The sequence below is a fragment of the Streptosporangium canum genome (assembly GCF_900113865.1).
Taxonomy (GTDB): domain Bacteria; phylum Actinomycetota; class Actinomycetes; order Streptosporangiales; family Streptosporangiaceae; genus Streptosporangium; species Streptosporangium canum.
Window position 1 is genome coordinate 122,000 of sequence record NZ_FOQY01000018.1, and the last position, 18,008, is coordinate 140,007.

Consider the following 18,008-nt stretch of genomic DNA (forward strand, 5'->3'; position numbering starts at 1 on the left):
GGGCCGGGGAAGGACATGGCGTGAGTTGAATTCGATTGGAACGCGTTTTGGACACTGTTCGGACGCGGTGGGGTCGCTGACGGCCCCGATGGTTCGAGGACCGTCAAATATTCGCTAAGGTCGCCCGTCATGGGGTACGAGTTGCGCGTGGAGCGCCCTGCGCCTCTCGCCTTCGCGGAGCTCGCGACTGTGCTGGGGCAGGCGGGGTTCGAGTTCCGCGGTTCACAGGAGGCGGGCGAGGTCCTGGCCCGCCATGGTGAAGGCGTTCATGCCATAGCCGTCTGGAACGGCGGCGGCCTGTCCGGCACGCCCGGATCCGACTGGCAGGTGGCCCAGCTGGCACGGGTGTCGGCCCTGCTGGGCGCGCGCCTGGTCGGAGAGGACGGGGAGTCCTACGCGATCCGTGACGGCCTCGTCGAGCAGCTGAACGGCTCCGCGGCCTACGAGTTCGGAAAGATCGACGAGATTCTCGCGGCCGGGCCGGCCGTATGGAGCCGGTAGGCCACCCGCCCCCCTATGCGGAGCGGGTGCTCGACCTGGTCGAACGCATCCCGCGCGGCAGGGTGATGTCCTACGGCGACATCGCCGAATACCTCGGGGAGGGGGGTCCCCGCCAGGTCGGGAGGGTCATGTCCACCTGGGGCGGCGGTGTGCCCTGGTGGCGTGTCGTGCATGCCGACGGCACCCCGCCGCCGGGCCACGAGCAGAGGTGTCTGACCAGGTGGCGGGAGGAGCGGACCCCGTTGAGGGGCGCCCGCGCCGACATGCGCGCGGCGAGATGGGACGGAGCGCCGGAAAGCACGGCGTAACCCGCTTCGGCGCGGCACACTAACATGGCCTAGGACAGCGCTCTGTCCGAAAGGCGGTGCCTCCCCCATGGCCACCGGCGCCACGCCCGCGCGATCCGGCGGCGATCCCGTCGCCGACCGTCTACGGGCTGTTCAAGATCTCTGTGACCGGGGAGAACCACTCGAATCCATCGTGGCGGCGGTGCTGGCCGAGGGGCTGACCCCGGCCGAGCGCCGCAGGTTCGACGCCGACGCCCTGGCCGGCCCCCTCGGTTCCCGGCTGGACCTGGCGGTCAAGCGCGGCGCCGCCCGCCGGCGCGAGTTCGTCACCCTCTTCAAGCCCTACATCGCCGGTGTGGACGCGCGGGTCAAGCGTGATCTTCCGGTGGCCCGCAGGATCGCCTTCCACCTGGTCGAGCATCGGGAGGTGGACGACCTCGCCGACGGCGACGCGCTGCAGAAGATCGCCGCGGCCGCGGCGGAGCCGTCCAGGCGGGTCCGCAGGAAGCTGCGCTGGTATGCGGACCTGCCGTTCCAGGACGAGCTGCCGGAGGCCATGTTCCGGCTGCGTGCCGCCGACCTGATCCCCATGACCCAGGTCGAGGACGTCTCCTGGTCCGGCGGGCGGCTGCGGATCAGCGGCCACGCCTACCTGGCCGGGCTCTCGGTCCGCGGCCCCCGCTTCAACCGGGCCTCCGTCGTGCTGCGCGGCCCCCGCTGGCTGCCGCCGGTACGGCTGCGCACCCGCAGGGTCCTCCACCCGGAGGCCACCTACGGCGCCCAGGAGGCCGGCTGCAACTACGACTGGTCCGGTTTCACCGCCGAGCTGCACCCGTGGTCGCTGCGCTGGCGGGCGGGCGTGCGGGCCGCCGTGCGCGGCGGCAAGCGGCTGCTCCGCCACCGGGCCGTCGTGCGCGACACCACCACCTGGCGCGCCGAGATCGTGATCTGGAGCCGGGGCGCCCGCGCCACCGGCCTGCTCCGCGGCCCCTCCATCGGCCGCACCGAGCGTCCCCGGGGGCTGGATCTCGGCCGCGGCTGGTGGGCCCGCCCGGTCTGGACCTCCGACCGCGCCCTCCAGGTCGTGCTGCAGCCCACCCGGGCCGAGCTGACCGGGGTGCGGCTGGACGGCGACCGGCTGGAGCTGACGGTGTTCCTGCCGGGCAGGGGGCAGGGCAAGGGCCACGCGCGCCTGGACGGCCACCGGATGTCGGCCGACTTCACCCCCGTGGAGGGGGGCACCGAGGTCGTCGTGCCGCTGGCCGTACCGTCGCTGCTGCAGGAGCGTGACGGCGGCCGGCTCTGGATCGAGCCCAAGGGCGACCCCGCGGCCGCCGTCATGCTCGGCCGGGCCGCGGAGAGCCGTTCGGTCGTCGGCGAGCGGGAGATCACCGTGCTGGGCGACCGGCGGGACCGGGTGATCGTCTCCGCGCACCGGATCCGCCCGGTCGTCTCCACGGCGACCTGGGGCGAGGACGGCGTGCTCACCCTCGAAGGCTCATACCCCGGCTCCGGGCCGGCCGAGCTGACGCTCCGGCACCGCACCGGACTGATCCACACCGTGGCGTTGGAGCGTGCCGACTCCCGTTTCTCGGTGCGGTTCGCGCCCGCCGCGATGCCCCGCTTCGGGGAGAGCGTGCCGCTGGGCAGCGGGAGCTGGAGCTGGAGCATGGCGGTCCGCGACCCCTCCGGGGAGATCGTGCCGCTCCGCGTCGACCACGCCATCCTCGACTCGCTGGACGAGGATCCGAAGATCCGTGACGGCCGGGAATACCGCCTGATCTCCACCCGGTTCGACGTGCCGGTGCTGACCGTCGCCGAGGACCTGCCCGACGACGAGAGGGGCGCCGGCGGCCTGTACGCGCTGCGGCGCTCGTTCTACCCGGCCGAGCGGGCCCGCGAGCTGAACGACGCGACCGTCTACGTCGCCTACGACGGGCGGCAGTACGAAGGCAACGTCCGCGCGATCTACGAGGAGCGGATGCGGCGCGGCGACGACCGCGAGCACATCTGGGTGGTCAAGGACGGGGCGTTCACGCCCCCGGCCGCGGCCGAGCTCGGGTTCGGCTCGGACGTCCGGCCGACCGTGGTCCGCGCGGGCAGCCGGGAGCACTACGCCGTGCTCGCCCGCTCGCGGCACGTGGTGACCAACGGCTTCCTGCCGCCGTGGTTTCGGGCGCGCGAGGACCAGATGGTCGTGCAGACCTGGCACGGCAGCCCGCTCAAGCGCCTGGGCAACGACCTGCCGCACATGTCCCGCGATCCGAGGCCGCCGGCCTGGCACCGGCAGGCCGTGGAGGTGCGGGGCTGGGACCTGCTGGTCTCGCAGAGCCCGTGGGCGACCCCGATCCTGCGCAAGGCGTTCGGCTACCAGGGCGAGGTCCTGGAGAGCGGCTATCCCCGCAACGACGTGCTGTCCGCCCCCGACAGGGAGGAGCTGGCCGCGCGGGTGCGCCACCGGCTCGGCATCGCCGAGGGCGTCAGGGTGGTGCTCTACGCGCCGACCTTCCGCGACTACGACCGTAAGAACGCCTCGCTCCGGCTGGACCTGGCCGAGGCGCGGCGGGTGCTCGGCCCCGGCTACGAGTTCCTGATCAGGGCGCACTCGATGCAGGCGGCGCCCAACATGCCCCAGGGCCTCGGGCGGGACGTCACCACCTATCCGGACATGGCGGATCTGTTGCTGATCGCCGACGTGCTGATCACCGACTACTCCTCCGTCATGTTCGACTTCGCCGCGACCGGGCGGCCCATGCTCTTCTTCACCCACGACCTGCAGCGCTACTCGGCCAAGCGCGGCCTCTATCTCGACCTGGCCGCCGAGGCCCCCGGGCCGCTGCTGGCCACCGGGGCCCAGGTGATCGAGGCGGTCCGGACGATCGACGAGGTGAGCGCCGCGCACGCCGAGCGGTACGACCGGTTCCGGCGCGTCTACGCTCCCCGCGACGACGGCAAGGCGACGGCCCGGCTGGTCGACCACGTCTTCGTCTCCTGAGTCCGGACGGGGCGGGGCCGGGCCCCGGCGATCAGATGGCATGCGTCACTGTGCGATCCCTTTCGCCGGAGCGCGGTGCCGGACCGGCAGGGGCCGTGCCCGGCGCCACGCCCGGCCCGCACCGGCCTGAGCTGGGCGTGCGCTCGCACCGGTCATCGGGGGGAGCCGGGACCGGCTGGTCATCCGGCTGATCGAATCGGGGGGTTCGCCATACCGCGCATCCGGACTCGGCACGATCATCGTCCGGGATCTGGTGGAATGGCGAGTTGTGAGTGGCCAGAGCTGGCGTTTGGTGCGTCGTGAGGGTGCGGGGAGAGCTGTTGCCCCTGTGCTCGACGAGCATCAGCGGGCGGTGGTGGCCCACAAGAGCGGCCCGCTGCTCGTGCTCGCGGGGCCCGGCACCGGCAAGACCACCACGATCGTGGAGACCGTGGTGGACCGGATCGAGCGCCGCGGCGTGGATCCCGAGCGGGTGCTCGTCCTCACCTTCAGCCGCAAGGCGGCCGAGGAGCTGCGCGAACGCATCACCGGCCGGATGCGCCGCACCACCCGCACGCCCCTCGCCCTGACCTTCCACAGCTACGCCTACGCGCTGCTCCGCCGCGAGGCCGTGCTCGCCGGGGGCGTGCCGCCCCGCCTGCTGACCGGCCCCGAGCAGCTCCTGGAGGTCCGGCGGCTGCTCCACGGCGAGCTGGAGGACGGCGCCCCGCACTGGCCGGACGACATGCGCGAGGCGCTCAAGACCCGCGGCTTCGCCCAGGAGCTCCGCGACTTCCTGTCCCGCGCCGCCGAGCGCGGCCTCGACGGCGACGAGCTGGTCGAGCTGGGCCGCCGTCACGGCCGCGCCGACTGGGTGGCCGCCGGGCGGTTCGCCGACCGTTACCAGGCCAGGTTCGACCTGGACATGGAGCCGGTGCTCGACTATTCGGACCTGATCCGCACCGCCGCCGGCCTGCTCGCCGATCCCGAGGTACGGCGCCGCGAACGGGCCGCCTACGACGTCGTCCTCGTGGACGAATACCAGGACACCGACCCGGCCCAGGAGTCCCTGCTCCAGCGGCTGGCGGGGGAGGGCCGCGACCTCATCGCGGTCGGCGACCCCGACCAGTCGATCTACGGCTTCCGCGGCGCCGACGTGCGCGGGATCATGCGCTTCCCGGAGCGCTTCCCCGGGGCCGACGGCGAGAACGCGCCCGTCATCGCCCTGCGCGTGTGCCGCCGCAGCGGCTCCGAGCTCCTGAGGGCATCGCGCCGTGTGGCCGCCCGGCTGCCCGCGACGCCGGGCGGCGCCGCGCACCGGGACCTGCGGGCGCTGCCGGACGCCGAGCCCGGTGACGTCCGGGTGCTGGTGACCGACGGGGCCACGCAGGAGGCGGCGGTCGTCGCCGACACGCTCCGCCGGGCGCACCTGCTGGACGGGGTCCCCTGGTCGCGCATGGCGGTGCTGGTGCGATCGGCCACCCACCAGGTGCCGTTGCTGCGCCGCGCCCTGGTCACCGCCGGGGTGCCGGTCGTGGTCGGCGGCGGCGAGCTGCCGCTGTTCCAGGAGCCGGGGGTGCGGCCGCTGATCAGGCTCATCCAGGTCGCCCTCCATCCGGAGACCCTCGACGAGGCGATGGCCGAGGAGCTGCTGACCGGCGCGCTCGGCGGCACCGACATGGTCGGTGTGCGCCGCCTGCGCAGAGCCCTGCGGATCGCCGAGCACGAGGCGATGACGCACCCCGACGAACGCGACATGGTCGACCACTCCGGCGAGCGCGACGTCGCCGGGCCGCGCTCGTCGGGCGAGCTGCTGGTCGCGGCGTTGAAGGACGTGCGGGAGCTGGTCCGGGTGGAGCCGCACGTGGCGCTGCCCGCCGAGCGCCTCGCCAAGCTCATCTCCGGCGCCGCCGAGGCCGTACGGCAGGGCGGCACCGCCGAAGACGTGCTCTGGACCGTCTGGCAGGCCACCGGCCTGGCCGAGAAGTGGACCGGCGTCAGCGTCACGGGCGGGTTCAGGGGGACCATGGCGGACCGCGACCTCGACGCGGTGGTGGCGCTGTTCGACCACGCGGCCAGGTTCGTCGACCGGCTGCCGCACGCGGGTGTCGAGGTGTTCGTGGACGACCTGGTGGCCCAGGAGATCCCCGGCGACTCCCTCGCCGACCGCGCCCCCGACACCGACTCGGTGCGCATCCTGACCGCCCACCGGTCCAAGGGCCTGGAGTGGGACGTCGTGGTCGTCGCCGGCGTCCAGGAGGGCGCCTGGCCGGACCTGCGGCTGCGCGGGTCCATCCTGAGCACCGACGACATGGTCGCCAGGGCCGAGGGCTCCGAGCACGAGAACCCGGCGGCCGTCTCCGCCGCGCTGGCCTCCCAGCTCCTGGCCGAGGAGCGCCGCCTGTTCTACGTGGCGGCCACCAGGGCCAGGAGCAGGCTCATCGTCACCGCCGTGGGGGGCGAGGACAACGAGGAGCGGCCCTCCCGCTTCCTCACCGAGCTGGTCCCCGGGGCGACCGAGGAGGCGGCCGTCGACGAGCGCTCCCGCTGGCTGAGCATGTCCGCCCTGGTGGCGGACCTGCGTTCGGCCGTCTCCGACCCGACCCGGCCCGCCTCCCTGCGCCGGGCCGCCGCCGCGCACCTGGCCAGGCTCGCCACCGAGGGAGTGCCCGGCGCCCACCCCGACGAGTGGTACGCCCTCACCCCGATCTCCGACGACCGCCCGCTGAGCTGGCCCGACGACGTCGTGCGCATCTCGCCCTCCGCGGTCGAGAACTTCACCAAGTGCGGCCTGCGCTGGCTGCTGGAGACCTCCGTGGGGGCGAGCGGCACCGACGCGGCCCGGGGGCTGGGCACGGTCATCCACGCGCTGGCCGTGCTCGCCGCGACGGGCATGCCCGCCGAGGACACCCTCGGCAAGCGCCTGGACGAGATCTGGCACGAGCTGGACTTCGGCGGCGTCTGGTACAACCGCAAACAGCGCCAGGTCGCCGAGCAGATGATCTCCAAGTTCGTCCGCTGGCACCAGGACAACCCCCGCGAGCTGGTCGGCCTGGAGGAGGCGTTCACGGCCATGGTCTCCGAGGGCGTGCAGATCAAGGGGCGGGTGGACCGGGTCGAGCGCGACGCCGAAGGCCGGGCCGTGATCATCGACATCAAGACGGGGAAGAACGGGCCGAAGGACGCCGAGATCGAACGCCACCCCCAGCTGGGGGTCTACCAGCTCGCCGCGCTGCTGGGAGCCTTCCAGCGGCACGGGATGACCGAGCCCGGCGGCGCGGCCCTGGTCCAGGTGGGCGACGCCGCGGGCAAGAAGGACGCCAAGGAGCAGGCCCAGCCGCCCCTGTCGGAGGACGCCGACCCCGGCTGGGCGCGCGACATGGTCGACACCGTGGCGCTCGGCATGTCCGGGCCGTTCTTCCAGGCCAAGGTCAACGACGGGTGCCGCACCTGCGCCGTGCGGGCGAGCTGCCCGGTCAGCAAGAACGGGGACCAGGTGTGCTGAGCCGTACGATCCGCGGTGGGGACGCCCCGTGCTGAGCCCGATCCAGCTCGCCGCCAAGCTGGGCATCCTCCCCCCCACCCCCGAACAGGCCGAGGTGATCGAGGCCGGCCTCGAACCCATGGTCGTGGTCGCCGGAGCCGGGTCGGGCAAGAGCGAGACCATGGCCGGGCGGGTCGTCTGGCTGGTGGCCAACGGCCTGGTCCGCCCCGAACAGGTGCTCGGCCTGACCTTCACCAGGAAGGCCGCCGGCGAGCTGGCCATCCGGGTCCGCGAGCGGCTCAACGGCCTCGTCGCGGCCGAGCAGGTCCCCGCCGAGCTGCTGGAGGGCGAGCCGACCATCTCGACCTACCACGCCTACGCGGCCAGGCTGGTCACCGACCACGCCCTGCGTGAGGCGCTGGAGCCCACCATGCGCCTGGTCAGCCCGGCCGTCTCCTGGCAGCTCGCCGTGCGGGTGGTCAGCGCCTACGACGGGCCCATGGAGCAGATCGAGTGGGGTCCGGCCACCGTCACCCGGGCGGTGCTGGAGCTGGCCGGGGAGCTGTCGGAGCACCTGCGCGGCCCGCAGGACGTGCGGGAGATCGGCGCCTGGCTCGCCGACCGGTACGGCGAGCTGCCCGGCTCGCCCACCCTGCCCCAGCGCAGGCCGCTGGCCGTCCAGCGGGCCAGGGAGCAGCTCCTGCCGCTGGTCGAGGCCTACGACCGGCTCAAACGGAGCCGTGAGGTCGTCGACCACGGCGACCAGATGGCGCTGGCCGCCCGGATCGCCGCCAAGCACGCCGAGGTCGGCGAGATCGAGCGGGGCCGGTTCGCCGTCGTCCTCCTCGACGAGTACCAGGACACCAGCCACGCCCAGCTCGTCCTGCTCCGCTCGCTGTTCGGCGGCGGTCACCCGGTGACCGCCGTGGGCGACCCCTGCCAGTCCATCTACGGCTGGCGCGGCGCCTCGGCGGGCAACCTCACCCGCTTCCCCCGCGACTTCACGACCGCCTCGGGGGAGCCCGCCCCGGTCCGCCGTCTGTCGATCAGCTTCCGCAACGGCGACGCCGTGCTCGACGTCGCCGCCCGGGTGCAGCTCCCGCTCCGGATGGAGGCGCGGGAGGTGCCGGTGCTGGTGCCCGGCGGCAACCGGATCGAGCGCGGCCGGGTGGTGTGCGCCTTCCACGAGACCGCCGACGACGAGGCGGCGTGGGTCGCCGACGGGATCGCCAGGGTGCTGGGCGCTGAGAGCGCGCCCGACGGCATGCCGTGGGGCGAGGGCGAGCGGAAGAAGGCCAAGCAGAGCGCGTGGGGCGGCCCGCAGTGCCTGCAACCGCACGACGTGGCGATCCTGGCCCGCAAGCGGTCGCAGTTCCCCGCGCTGCGCCGGGCGCTGGAGGAGCGGGGGATCCCGGTCGAGGTGGTCGGCCTGGGCGGCCTGCTGACCGTGCCGGAGGTCTCCGACATCGTCTCCACCCTGCGCGTGATCTACGACCCGACCGCGGGCGACGCGCTGGTCCGGCTGCTGTCCGGTCCCCGCTGGCGGATCGGCCCGGCCGACCTGAAGGAGCTGGGCGAGCGGGCGCGCGAGCTGAACCGTGAGACCCGCGAAGGCGGGTCCCTGGCGTCCGACCCGCTGGACCAGGTCGTGGCGGACATGGCCGAGGAGCGCGGCAGCCTGATCGACGCCCTCGACGAGCTGCCCGACCGTCCCGAGTGGCAGGACCTGTTCTCCCCCCTGGCCCGGGTACGGCTGCTCGCCATGGCGCAGGAGCTGCGGATCCTGCGCGCCCACACCGGCCAGCCGCTCCCCGACCTGATCATCGAGATCGAGCGCAGGCTCGGCCTGGACATCGAGGTGGCGGCGCGGGGGACGGCCATCGGGCCGTTCGCCGCCCGGGCCGACCTGGACGCCTTCCTCGACGCCGCCGCCCGGTTCGCGGGCGACTCCGAGGATCCGACGCTGGGCGCGTTCCTGGCCTTCCTCAAGGCGGCCGACGAGGAGGAGAACGGCTTGGACGCCGGGCGGGTGGGGGAGAGCAACAGCGTCAAGCTGATGACCATCCACGCCTCCAAGGGCCTGGAATGGCCGGTCGTCGTCATCCCCGGCATGTCCCAGGCGCTGTCCAAGGCCGGCACCCTGACCGTCGGCACGATGTTCCCGGCCCGCCCGACGACCAGCCCCAAGTGGACGGACAACCCGCGCAAGCTGCCCTACCCGCTCCGCGGCGACGCCTCCGACCTGCCCCGGCTGGGCGGGCTGAGCAAGGAGGAGCTGGCGGAGTTCGACGAGCGCTGCCGTGACCGCGATCTGCTGGAGGAGCGCCGCCTGGCCTACGTGGCCGTCACCCGCGCCCACTACCTCCTGATCGCCTCCGGCTACCGCTGGGGCAGCGCGGCCAAGCCCCTGGAGCCCTCCGACTTCCTGGTGGAGATCCGCGAGACCTGCGGGCGCGTCTCCGTCTGGGCGCCCGAGGCCGGCGAGGGCGCCACCAACCCCCTGCTCGCCGAACCCGCCGAGGCCGTCTGGCCCGTCACCCCCGACGGCCTCCGCTACGAGGCCATCCAGGATGGCGCGTTCATGGTCGAGGCGGCTCTCGCCGCGCTCGCGGACCTCGCCGGGCAGAGCGGCGACCCGGCCGCCTCCCGCTCTCGGGACGGTGCCGCCGAGACTCCCGACGCCGAGAACGTGCCCTTTTTCGATTTTTCCGACGTCCCCTTCCCCGACGTCCCGCCGGAGGGTGAGGAGGTGCCCTTCCCCGAGGGGCCCGAGGACGAAGACGTCCTCTTCCTGGACGCCCCAGACTTCTTCGACGACCCGGACGACGAGGAGGGTGCCTCTCTCGCCCGGCAGGATGTCCCGGCCGAGGCCGTACACGAGGGCGGGCGCGTGCCCGAGGGGGAGCCGGGGCAGGGGAGCGGGCGCGTGCCCGAGGAGGAGCAGGGAGCGGGGAGCGGGCGCGTGCCTGAGGGGGAGCCGGGGCAGGGGAACGAGCGCGCCGGTGCCCTCGCGGACCTGCGCGGCTGGGACAGGGAGCGGGCGAAGGCGTGGGAGCGCGACACCGAGCTCCTGCTCAGGGAGCGGGCCGTGAACCGGCGGCGCGGTGGCAGGCAGGTGGAGCTGCCCACCCATCTGACCGTCTCGTCCCTGGTCACCCTGGCCTCCGATCCCAAGACCCTGGCCCGGCAGGTCCGCCGTCCGGTGCCCAGGAAGCCCACCCCGCTGGCCCGCCGGGGCACCTCCTTCCACCGCTGGCTGGAGTCGCGGTGGGGGCAGCAGCGGCTGCTCGACGAGATGGAGCTGCCCGGCTCGTCCGACGGTTTCGAGGAGACCGACATCCAGCTCGACCAGCTGCGTGACCGGTTCGAGGAGAGCGAGTGGGCCGGCCGGGAACCGCTGGACGTCGAGGTCCCCTTCGAGACGATGATCGCCGACCGGCTGGTCCGGGGCCGGATGGACGCGGTGTTCGAGCTCCCGGACGGCCGCTACGAGGTCGTCGACTGGAAGACAGGCCGGCGTCCCGAGGGTAAGAAGGCCGAGGCCGCCGCGGCGGTCCAGCTCGCCGCCTACCGCCTGGCCTGGTCCCACCTGGCGGACATCCCCCTCGACCAGGTGAGCGCCGCCTTCCACTTCGTCCGCCTCAACGAGACGGTCAGGCCGGTCAACCTCCTCGACGAGCGGGGCCTGATCAGGCTCATCGAGTCGATCCCCGCCCTCGGCTGACCCGCAGAGACAGCGGGAAAGCTCTCGGCTGACCCGAGGAGGCAGCGGGGAAGGGGGAAGCTCCTCCTCGTCGCCGGTGCTCTTGTTTTCGGTCCGGCCGCCGGTCTTTGCCTCGATCTACCCATTGCCACGGATGATGAGAGATACCTGGTCATCCACGGCGGACTTCGCCGTTCCACCCGGTCCCGGTTTCTGGGAGAGCGGCGTCGAGGCCGAGGTCCGTGAAACGGAGGGCGCGCATGAGCAGCGGAACCGTTCCGAAGCCCATAGCGAGCACAAGCAGCTTCATCGACGACCGCATCGGCGCGGGGAACTTCCTCAAGCGAAATTTACGGAAGATCTTTCCCGACCACTGGTCGTTCCTGCTGGGCGAGATCGCGCTGTACTCCTTCGTCATCCTGCTGCTGACCGGCACGTTCCTGACCTTCTTCTTCAAGCCCTCCATGGGTGAGGTCGTCTACGACGGCTCCTACGAGCCGCTCAAGGGCGTCATGATGTCCGAGGCGTACGCCTCGACCCTGCACATCAGCTTCGACGTCCGCGGTGGTCTGCTGATGCGGCAGATGCACCACTGGGCCGCCCTGCTGTTCGTCGCCGGGATGATGGTGCACATGCTCCGGGTGTTCTTCACCGGTGCGTACCGCAAGCCGCGTGAGCTCAACTGGCTGATCGGTGTCGGTCTGCTGACGCTGGCCCTGTTCGAGGGTCTGACCGGCTATTCCCTCCCCGACGACCTGCTCTCCGGCGCCGGTCTGCGGATCACCGAGGGTGTGATGATCTCCCTGCCGCTGGTCGGCACCTGGATCACCTTCTTCCTCTTCGGCGGCGAGTATCCCGGCGAGGACGTGGTCTCCCGGTTCTACTCGATGCACATCCTGCTCATCCCGGGCATCCTGCTGGCGCTGATCACCGCTCACCTCATGTTGATGTGGGTGCAGAAGCACACGCAGATGCCGGGCAAGGGCCGCACGAACACCAACGTGGTGGGGGCTCCGTTCTACCCGGCCTTCATGGCCAAATCGGGTGCCTATTTCATGTTCACGTTCGGCGCCATCGCGCTGCTGGGCACCTTCGCCCAGATCAACCCGATCTGGCTGTTCGGTCCCTACAGCCCGGCCGACATCTCGGCGGGTTCCCAGCCTGACTTCTACATGGGATTCCTGGAGGGCTCGCTCCGCCTGATGCCCGCCTGGGAGATCAACGTCCTGGGCTTCACCCTGCCGATGAGCGTGCTGATCCCGGCGCTGCTCCCGATGGGCATCGTCATGACGGGCCTGGCCCTGTATCCCTTCATCGAGCAGTGGGTCACCGGGGACCGCAGCGAGCACCACATCGCCGAGCGTCCCCGCAACAACCCGCACCGCACCTCGATCGGCATCTCCGCGGTCACCTTCTACGGCATTCTGTGGCTGCTGGGCGCCAACGACGAGATCGCGGCGTTCTTCCACGTCTCGCTGAACTGGACGACCTACGTCGGCCGGGTGCTGATCTTCGCCGGTCCCGCGCTCGCCTACTTCATCACCTACCGGATGTGCCTGGGCCTGCAGCGCCGCGACGCCGCGGTGATCGGGCACGGCGTGGAGTCGGGCGTCATCAAGCGTCTTCCTTCGGGTGAGTACATCGAGGTCCACGTTCCGTCGAACGAGGCCATCGAGGCGCACATGCGCGGCAAGACGGCGGTCCCGATGATCACCGACGTCGACGTCGACGGCATCCCGCCCAAGGGGATGCGCGGCCCGCTCGGCAAGCTCCGCGCCAAGCTGAGCAAGGCCTACGGCGGGGAGAAGATCCCGCTCGACGGTGAGCACCCTCACGAGGAGCACGCGGCCGTCGGCTCGGACGTCGAGAAGGACAGGTCACTGCCCTCCTGACCGGTTCCGGCCGGGGCCTGTCGTCATCGCTCCGAGGCGGGTGAACGACGAGTCGACCATCTCTCCGATTCCTACCTGGTCGATTTCCTGGGATCAGGGAAGTCTCGGACCCCAGGTCTCAAGGTTCCTGCTGTCCCGTACGGCCCCGCCCCGGACAGGCGGCCGAGCCGTCAGGACAGGAAGCCGGTGACGGCGTCGAGCCACGCGCGGGGTTGGTCGATGTGGGCCATGTGGCCCGCTTCCTCGATCACCACGGCGCGGGCGGTGGGCATCAGCATGGCGGTCTCCTCGGCCAGGGACGCGGGGAAGATCATGTCCTGCCGGCCGTGGAGCAGGAGCAGTGGGACGCCGAGCGCGGCGAGCCGCTGGGCCGCGTCCCGGTGACGGGCGCCGGGCAGGGTGCCTGCCTGCCAGGAGCGCATCCACTCGGCGGAGAAGTGGACGTCCGCGAGGCGGTCCAGGTAGGCGGGCAGCGCTTCCGGACGCCAGACGTTCGCCCCGGCTCCGGCGATCGCCGCCGCGCGGGTGAGCTCCGGACCGGACAGTTCCGGATCCGACCACACCGCGGCCTCCGGGGCGCGCCGTTCCTCACGCTCGCGCCGGCCGTCGAAGGCGCCCGGAGGCACCGGCAGGACGCTGCTGGAGGCGATGATCAGCCGCCGGACGCGCTCGGGAGCGGCCAGGGTCAGCCGTTGGGCGATCAGGCCTCCGTAGGAGAACCCGAGGACGTCGGCCCGCGCCGTGCCGAGCGCGTCCAGCAGGGCGACGAGGTCATCGGTGGCCTCGGCCGGGGTGTACCGGTCGTGGGCGAGGCCGCGGCTGGAACGTCCGCAGCCGCGCAGGTCCGGCAGGACCACCCGGTGCCGGCCGGCGAGCTCCGCGAGCGGCTCGCGCAGGTAGGTGTGGTCCCAGTCGGGACCGCCGTGGATCACCAGCAGCGTGCGCTCGGCGGGCCCCCGGCTCCGCGCGACGAACAGCTCCACGGCGGGCTGAGCGGACACGGCCACGAGACTCTCGCTGAACATCCGTCCACTATGCCAACCTTTCTCGCCGCCTACCGCCTGGCCTGTTCCTCCTGTCCGTCGTCCCCTGGACCAGGTGAACGCGGTCTTCCACGTCATCCGCCTCAACAAGATGGTCCGTCCGGTCAATCGTCCTCGACGAGCCGGCCTGGTCAGGCTCCTGGAGCTGATCCCCGCCCCGAGGAGAACAGATGACGGGGCAAATTTCCAGAGCAAACGCTTGAGAACGCCATCTGTGGTTCGAGGGAACGACGGGCCTGTGATCTCCTGATCTCTCCGCGCTCGACAGAGCATCCCGTCGACCACTGGGACCAGAGAAGTCCCGGACCATACACTGAGCACATGACCGTACGCGAGCAAGCACACCGCCTGCTCGACGCGGTGCCGGAGGACCGACTTCCGGATGCCATAGAGCTGCTACGCCAGTGGGCTGAGGTGGAGCGCGGCGAACGCCCCCGTCGCCGGTTCCGCACGACTGCAATTTTCGATGGCGAATCCGATCTCAGCGAACGCGCCAAGGAAATCATCCGGAGCACCTCAACCGAGCTCAATCGGGCCGCCGACCTGGTGGAACAGTACTCCGACCTGCCACTCGGTACCGCCGACGCGTTCGTCATCGCAGTCGCCGAGAAGTTCCACGCGGTCAACATCGCCACCATTGACCGCCGCCACTTCAGCATCGTGCGCCCTACGCACGTACCCGCCTTCAATCTGCTGCCGTAGCCACCGTGCATCGGCTTTCTCTCTGCCACTGGCTGCCTCTGGGCACTTCACAGCTCGAGGCCATCCGGCTGGGGCAACCGAATTCGCCGTCCGGCTCGTCACTCACCGCCTGACCTGGTCCCAACCCCGGTACCAACCGGAGCGCCGTGTGGTCTCCGGCGTCGTCGTCATGGCGGCGCGCTTCATGCCGGGAACGGTAGGAGACGGCTTTCCGTCTCCGCACGGGTGCGTCGATCACCGCGGAGCCCGATATCGGGCGGAAACCGGGTCCCGTTAACCGACTCGCCGTTCTTGACGCGGCTGGCGAAGGCATGCCATTGGTCGTTTCCGGAGCCGGACCGGCCACCGGCGGCATATGTTCCGCACAGGCCCGCCGTATTCCATCGGACGGCGTCGGCCACGGTGAGGGAACCGCGGGCGGAGGTTCTCGTTCCGGCGAATGGCCGAGCTTCTTTCCCGGATCCTTGTAACCGCATCAAGGGCGAAACCCTGTTTTGCCCTTGAATGGCTGAATTTATTTTCGTAGCCTCGCATTGTGAGGGATGAGCGCAGACATGAATGGGGGCGGCGCGAGGAGGCTCGGCTGGCATTCCGGGAGGCCGGAAGCGAGGTGCGCTGGGCCAAGGGCCGCTATGGTCAGGCGCAGCAGGCATTCGATGAGGGAAACGGATCGCCTGCCGAATTGGCGCGGGCACGGCAGGCGTGGATCTGGGCGTTGACGGAGTGGGTAAGAACGCTGACCGTCCGGGAAGAGGTCCTTGACGGAGGCCGCCCTGCTGTGGATGCCGGAGCGGATGTCCTTTCCTCTGGCGCCGACCATTCGGCCCTCACACTCGATGAAGCGCACCGGCGGGTCGAGGCCCTGTCAAAGGAATACGACCGCATTCGCCGGAGCAGAAGCTTTCCCGCCGAAGTGACTTCGGCGCGGCGCGCGTGGAGTGAGGCGCTGAAAAGGTGGGCGCGCGTTCTCATCTCCCAGGAGGAGTCCCGGGACCGCGCGCGGATCGCCGTCCGGGAGAACCGGGATCTGATCGGCCTGCCCGTGGCCGGAGAAGACGGGCCGCCGTACGGGAGGACGGGCCGTCGTACGGGGTGAGAAGGGCGGCGAGGGCGGGGGCGGGGCCGCTGGCCGTTCAGGGCGCGATGGCAGCGGCCCAGCGGGTGATCACCCTTCCATCGCCAGGGCGCGAGCCCAGGCCCCGGTGTTGCGGATGGGGCCTGGGCCGGGGACGGAGGGGTCAATCGCGCTTGGCGGGCAGCGACGGCTTGGCATCGGTCCAGCCCGTCTGCTGGTAGGCCGTGAAGCTGGTGGTCTTCGCGGTACGGCCGCCGGTGAGCTCGACCGTGGTCGTCGTCGTCCTCGCGAGCAGCAGGCCCGTCGCGGGGTCGATCACCAACGCGACCTCGAGGGCGTTCTTCCGCCCGAAGTCGGGAGCCACCTGATAGCCGAATGCCTCGCCCGTGCGGCCCAGCGGATCCTTCACCCTGCCCAGGGACTTCAGCTCGGGCATGGTGGCCAGGATGCGGTAGGCGGAGGCGCGCACGGCCGGTGAGGCGGGCAGATCGAAGACGATCTCCATGCAGGCCCCATGCAGGGCCGCCTCCAGCGATCGCGGGTCCCGCGGGGAGTAGCCGGCCTTGGCCTGGGCGGTGATGAGCTGTCCAAGATAGGCGCGCAGCTCCCGCTCGCCGCTCGGAATGCGGCGGATCTCGTCCCAGGTGAGGGGATCGCTGGCCAGCAACCCGCCCGAGCCCTTCCACTTGCCGCGCAGCCGTGAGGCCGTCTTCTCCTCTGCCTCGGCCCGCACCACCTCCGACGAGTCGCCGGCTCCGATCGGGTACTTCCACCGGGTCGGCGAGCCTGCCTTCCGCCAGGCGGTCTGATCCTCAGGGGTGAGTGGCTTCGCGCCGAGGGGTTGCTTGATCCACCAGCTCTGCGCCCCGGGTCGGCGCGCCAGCCATTGGTCTTTGGAGGAAAGCCGTCTGATGACGTAGCCGTGATCCGGCGAGATCACGTCCCTGCCGGAAACCGTGCTGGTACGCCAGTATGCGCCCGACACGGGTGCCTTCGTGGCGGCGACGGCGGTGGCGGCGGCCAGCAGCATCTGGCGCGCCGACGGCTGCGCGCCGGGCGAGGCCGCCGGCGGAGGGGCCGGCCGCTGCTCGTTCGGCGCCGCCACCATGGTGACCACCAGAACCGTGGCGGCCACGCTCGCCGCCGATGCCAGCCACGGCACCGGCCCGCGCAGCCACGTGGCGCGTGGCCTGCCGCCCCGCCCCGGCGGCTCGGACATGATCGATGCCAGCAGCGTCTGGGCCCCCGCTCCAGACACCTGCCCGGCAGGCTCACCGCTCAGGTCGTCGTCGTGCACTCTGGCGAGATCATCCAGGTTCACAGTGCGGTCCTCTCGAAGAGCGGAAGGTCGATCCCCGCGCCGTCCAGGGCGCGCGCGAACCGCTTGCGCGCCCGGTGCAGCCGGACGCGTACGGCGTTGCGAGTGATACCGAGCGTGCGCGCCACCTGCTCGGTGTCGAGCTTCTCCCAGGCGACCAGCGACAGCAGCTCCCTGTCGTCGTCGTTCAGGCCCCTGAAGACCTGACCGAGCTGCGTGTACTCGGCCGGTGGCGGCCCAGCCAGCGCCGGGGAGGCGGCGATCTGCTCGCGCAGCGCGGCGGTGCGCCGCTCATGCCGCCGTTCGCCACGGCGGTGGTTGGCGAGCGCCTTGCGGGCCACGCCGTACAGCCAGAGCCTGGCCTCGTCCCCCGGCGGGATCTCGTTGATCCGCCGCCATGCGACGGCGAACGTCTCGGCCACCACGTCGGCCGCGTCGTCGGGATCCTGGCACCGGCGCAGGACGTACCCGAGTATGGGGCGATAGGCATGTTCGTATATCTGTACGAACCGGCCGTGGGGATCGGATCCCATCCGGCCTCCTCACATGGATCATCGGTCATCCGTCCATGTCCGGAATCTCGGAAGCATTACCGGTCGCCGACAAGTTTCCGAGGTCCAGCCGAGGGCGCCGAACGGGCCGGGCTGCGCCCACCGGCCGCCGCCGTGGCCCTGCAGAAGCCGGCGGCCGTCAGAGTCGCTTCCTTCGACCGTGAGAAACACACCTACACCCTGCTCGACGACACCTTCCGGCTGGCCGTCCAGGCGGAGGTCAGGGTCGCCGGGCGAGCCGGCGGGGACGGAGCGGGCTCCTACTTCCGGCGCGGCCGACTGACCTCCATCCCGGGCAACAAGGAAGTGCGCAGCGATGGCCAGGCACACAGGTACGCCGGCCAGTGCCTTCAAACGAGTTCGCGGCTGCGGCAGCCTCAGGTCTGACAGCCGCCAGCGGGTGAGCACGCATAGCTACTGGACCGTGAGTCCTGCGCAAAGATCGTGCCCCTGCTGGTCGGCCGGGTTCGACCAGCGG

At 71.6% G+C, this 18,008-nt stretch carries 12 protein-coding genes; 9 read left to right on the forward strand and 3 right to left on the reverse strand.

The window, feature by feature from the left end; genetic code table 11:
* The first annotated feature begins 129 nt into the window (after positions 1 to 129).
* The 6 genes from BM085_RS25095 (at position 130) to qcrB (ending at position 12,841) form a co-directional block, all read left to right on the forward strand.
* Positions 130 to 501 (forward strand): hypothetical protein, encoded by a 372-nt coding sequence (locus BM085_RS25095; protein ID WP_031166756.1) that lies wholly within the window; start codon positions 130 to 132, stop codon positions 499 to 501.
* A complete protein-coding gene (locus BM085_RS25100) occupies positions 489 to 809 on the forward strand; it encodes an MGMT family protein (RefSeq protein ID WP_093889371.1) in 321 nt (106 codons plus the stop codon). Before BM085_RS25095 ends, BM085_RS25100 begins: the two co-directional genes overlap by 13 nt.
* A 172-nt stretch (positions 810 to 981) precedes the next feature.
* On the forward strand, positions 982 to 3,783 hold the full coding sequence (locus BM085_RS25105) for a CDP-glycerol glycerophosphotransferase family protein (RefSeq protein WP_093889372.1): 2,802 nt from the start codon (positions 982 to 984) through the stop codon (positions 3,781 to 3,783).
* A 328-nt stretch (positions 3,784 to 4,111) separates the two neighbouring features.
* Entirely contained in the window at positions 4,112 to 7,267 is a 3,156-nt protein-coding gene (locus BM085_RS25110) for an ATP-dependent helicase (RefSeq protein ID WP_093889373.1), read from the forward strand.
* 28 nt (positions 7,268 to 7,295) lie between these two features.
* The gene (locus BM085_RS25115; protein ID WP_093889374.1) at positions 7,296 to 10,970 is read left to right on the forward strand and encodes an ATP-dependent helicase; all 3,675 of its coding nucleotides are present in this window, start codon (positions 7,296 to 7,298) and stop codon (positions 10,968 to 10,970) included.
* Positions 10,971 to 11,209: 239 nt separating this feature from the next.
* Entirely contained in the window at positions 11,210 to 12,841 is a 1,632-nt protein-coding gene (gene qcrB, locus BM085_RS25120; protein WP_093889375.1) for a cytochrome bc1 complex cytochrome b subunit, read from the forward strand.
* Between the two features lie 170 nt (positions 12,842 to 13,011).
* Here qcrB and BM085_RS25125 read toward each other — a convergent pair whose 3' ends face one another.
* Positions 13,012 to 13,866 carry an alpha/beta fold hydrolase gene (locus BM085_RS25125; protein WP_093889376.1) on the reverse strand — a complete coding sequence of 285 codons (855 nt, stop codon included), beginning with the start codon at positions 13,864 to 13,866 and terminating at the stop codon, positions 13,012 to 13,014.
* Positions 13,867 to 14,205: 339 nt separating this feature from the next.
* On the opposite strand from BM085_RS25125, the gene BM085_RS45330 reads away from it, so the two are divergent.
* Together BM085_RS45330 and BM085_RS25135 are read left to right on the forward strand one after the other, a co-directional pair.
* Positions 14,206 to 14,586, forward strand: coding sequence for a PIN domain-containing protein (locus BM085_RS45330; RefSeq protein ID WP_218158815.1), 381 nt, complete (start codon positions 14,206 to 14,208; stop codon positions 14,584 to 14,586).
* Positions 14,587 to 15,121: 535 nt separating this feature from the next.
* Positions 15,122 to 15,682, forward strand: coding sequence for a hypothetical protein (locus BM085_RS25135; protein WP_143121063.1), 561 nt, complete (start codon positions 15,122 to 15,124; stop codon positions 15,680 to 15,682).
* 142 nt (positions 15,683 to 15,824) lie between these two features.
* On the opposite strand, the gene BM085_RS25140 is transcribed toward BM085_RS25135, so the two are convergent.
* Complete coding sequence (locus tag BM085_RS25140) at positions 15,825 to 16,982, reverse strand: CU044_5270 family protein (RefSeq protein ID WP_093889378.1); 1,158 nt, start codon at positions 16,980 to 16,982, stop codon at positions 15,825 to 15,827.
* Positions 16,979 to 17,512 (reverse strand): RNA polymerase sigma factor, encoded by a 534-nt coding sequence (locus BM085_RS25145; RefSeq protein WP_093889379.1) that lies wholly within the window; start codon positions 17,510 to 17,512, stop codon positions 16,979 to 16,981. Before BM085_RS25145 ends, BM085_RS25140 begins: the two co-directional genes overlap by 4 nt.
* A 132-nt stretch (positions 17,513 to 17,644) precedes the next feature.
* On the opposite strand from BM085_RS25145, the gene BM085_RS25150 reads away from it, so the two are divergent.
* A complete protein-coding gene (locus tag BM085_RS25150; protein WP_218158816.1) occupies positions 17,645 to 17,917 on the forward strand; it encodes a hypothetical protein in 273 nt (90 codons plus the stop codon).
* Positions 17,918 to 18,008 lie beyond the last annotated feature (91 nt).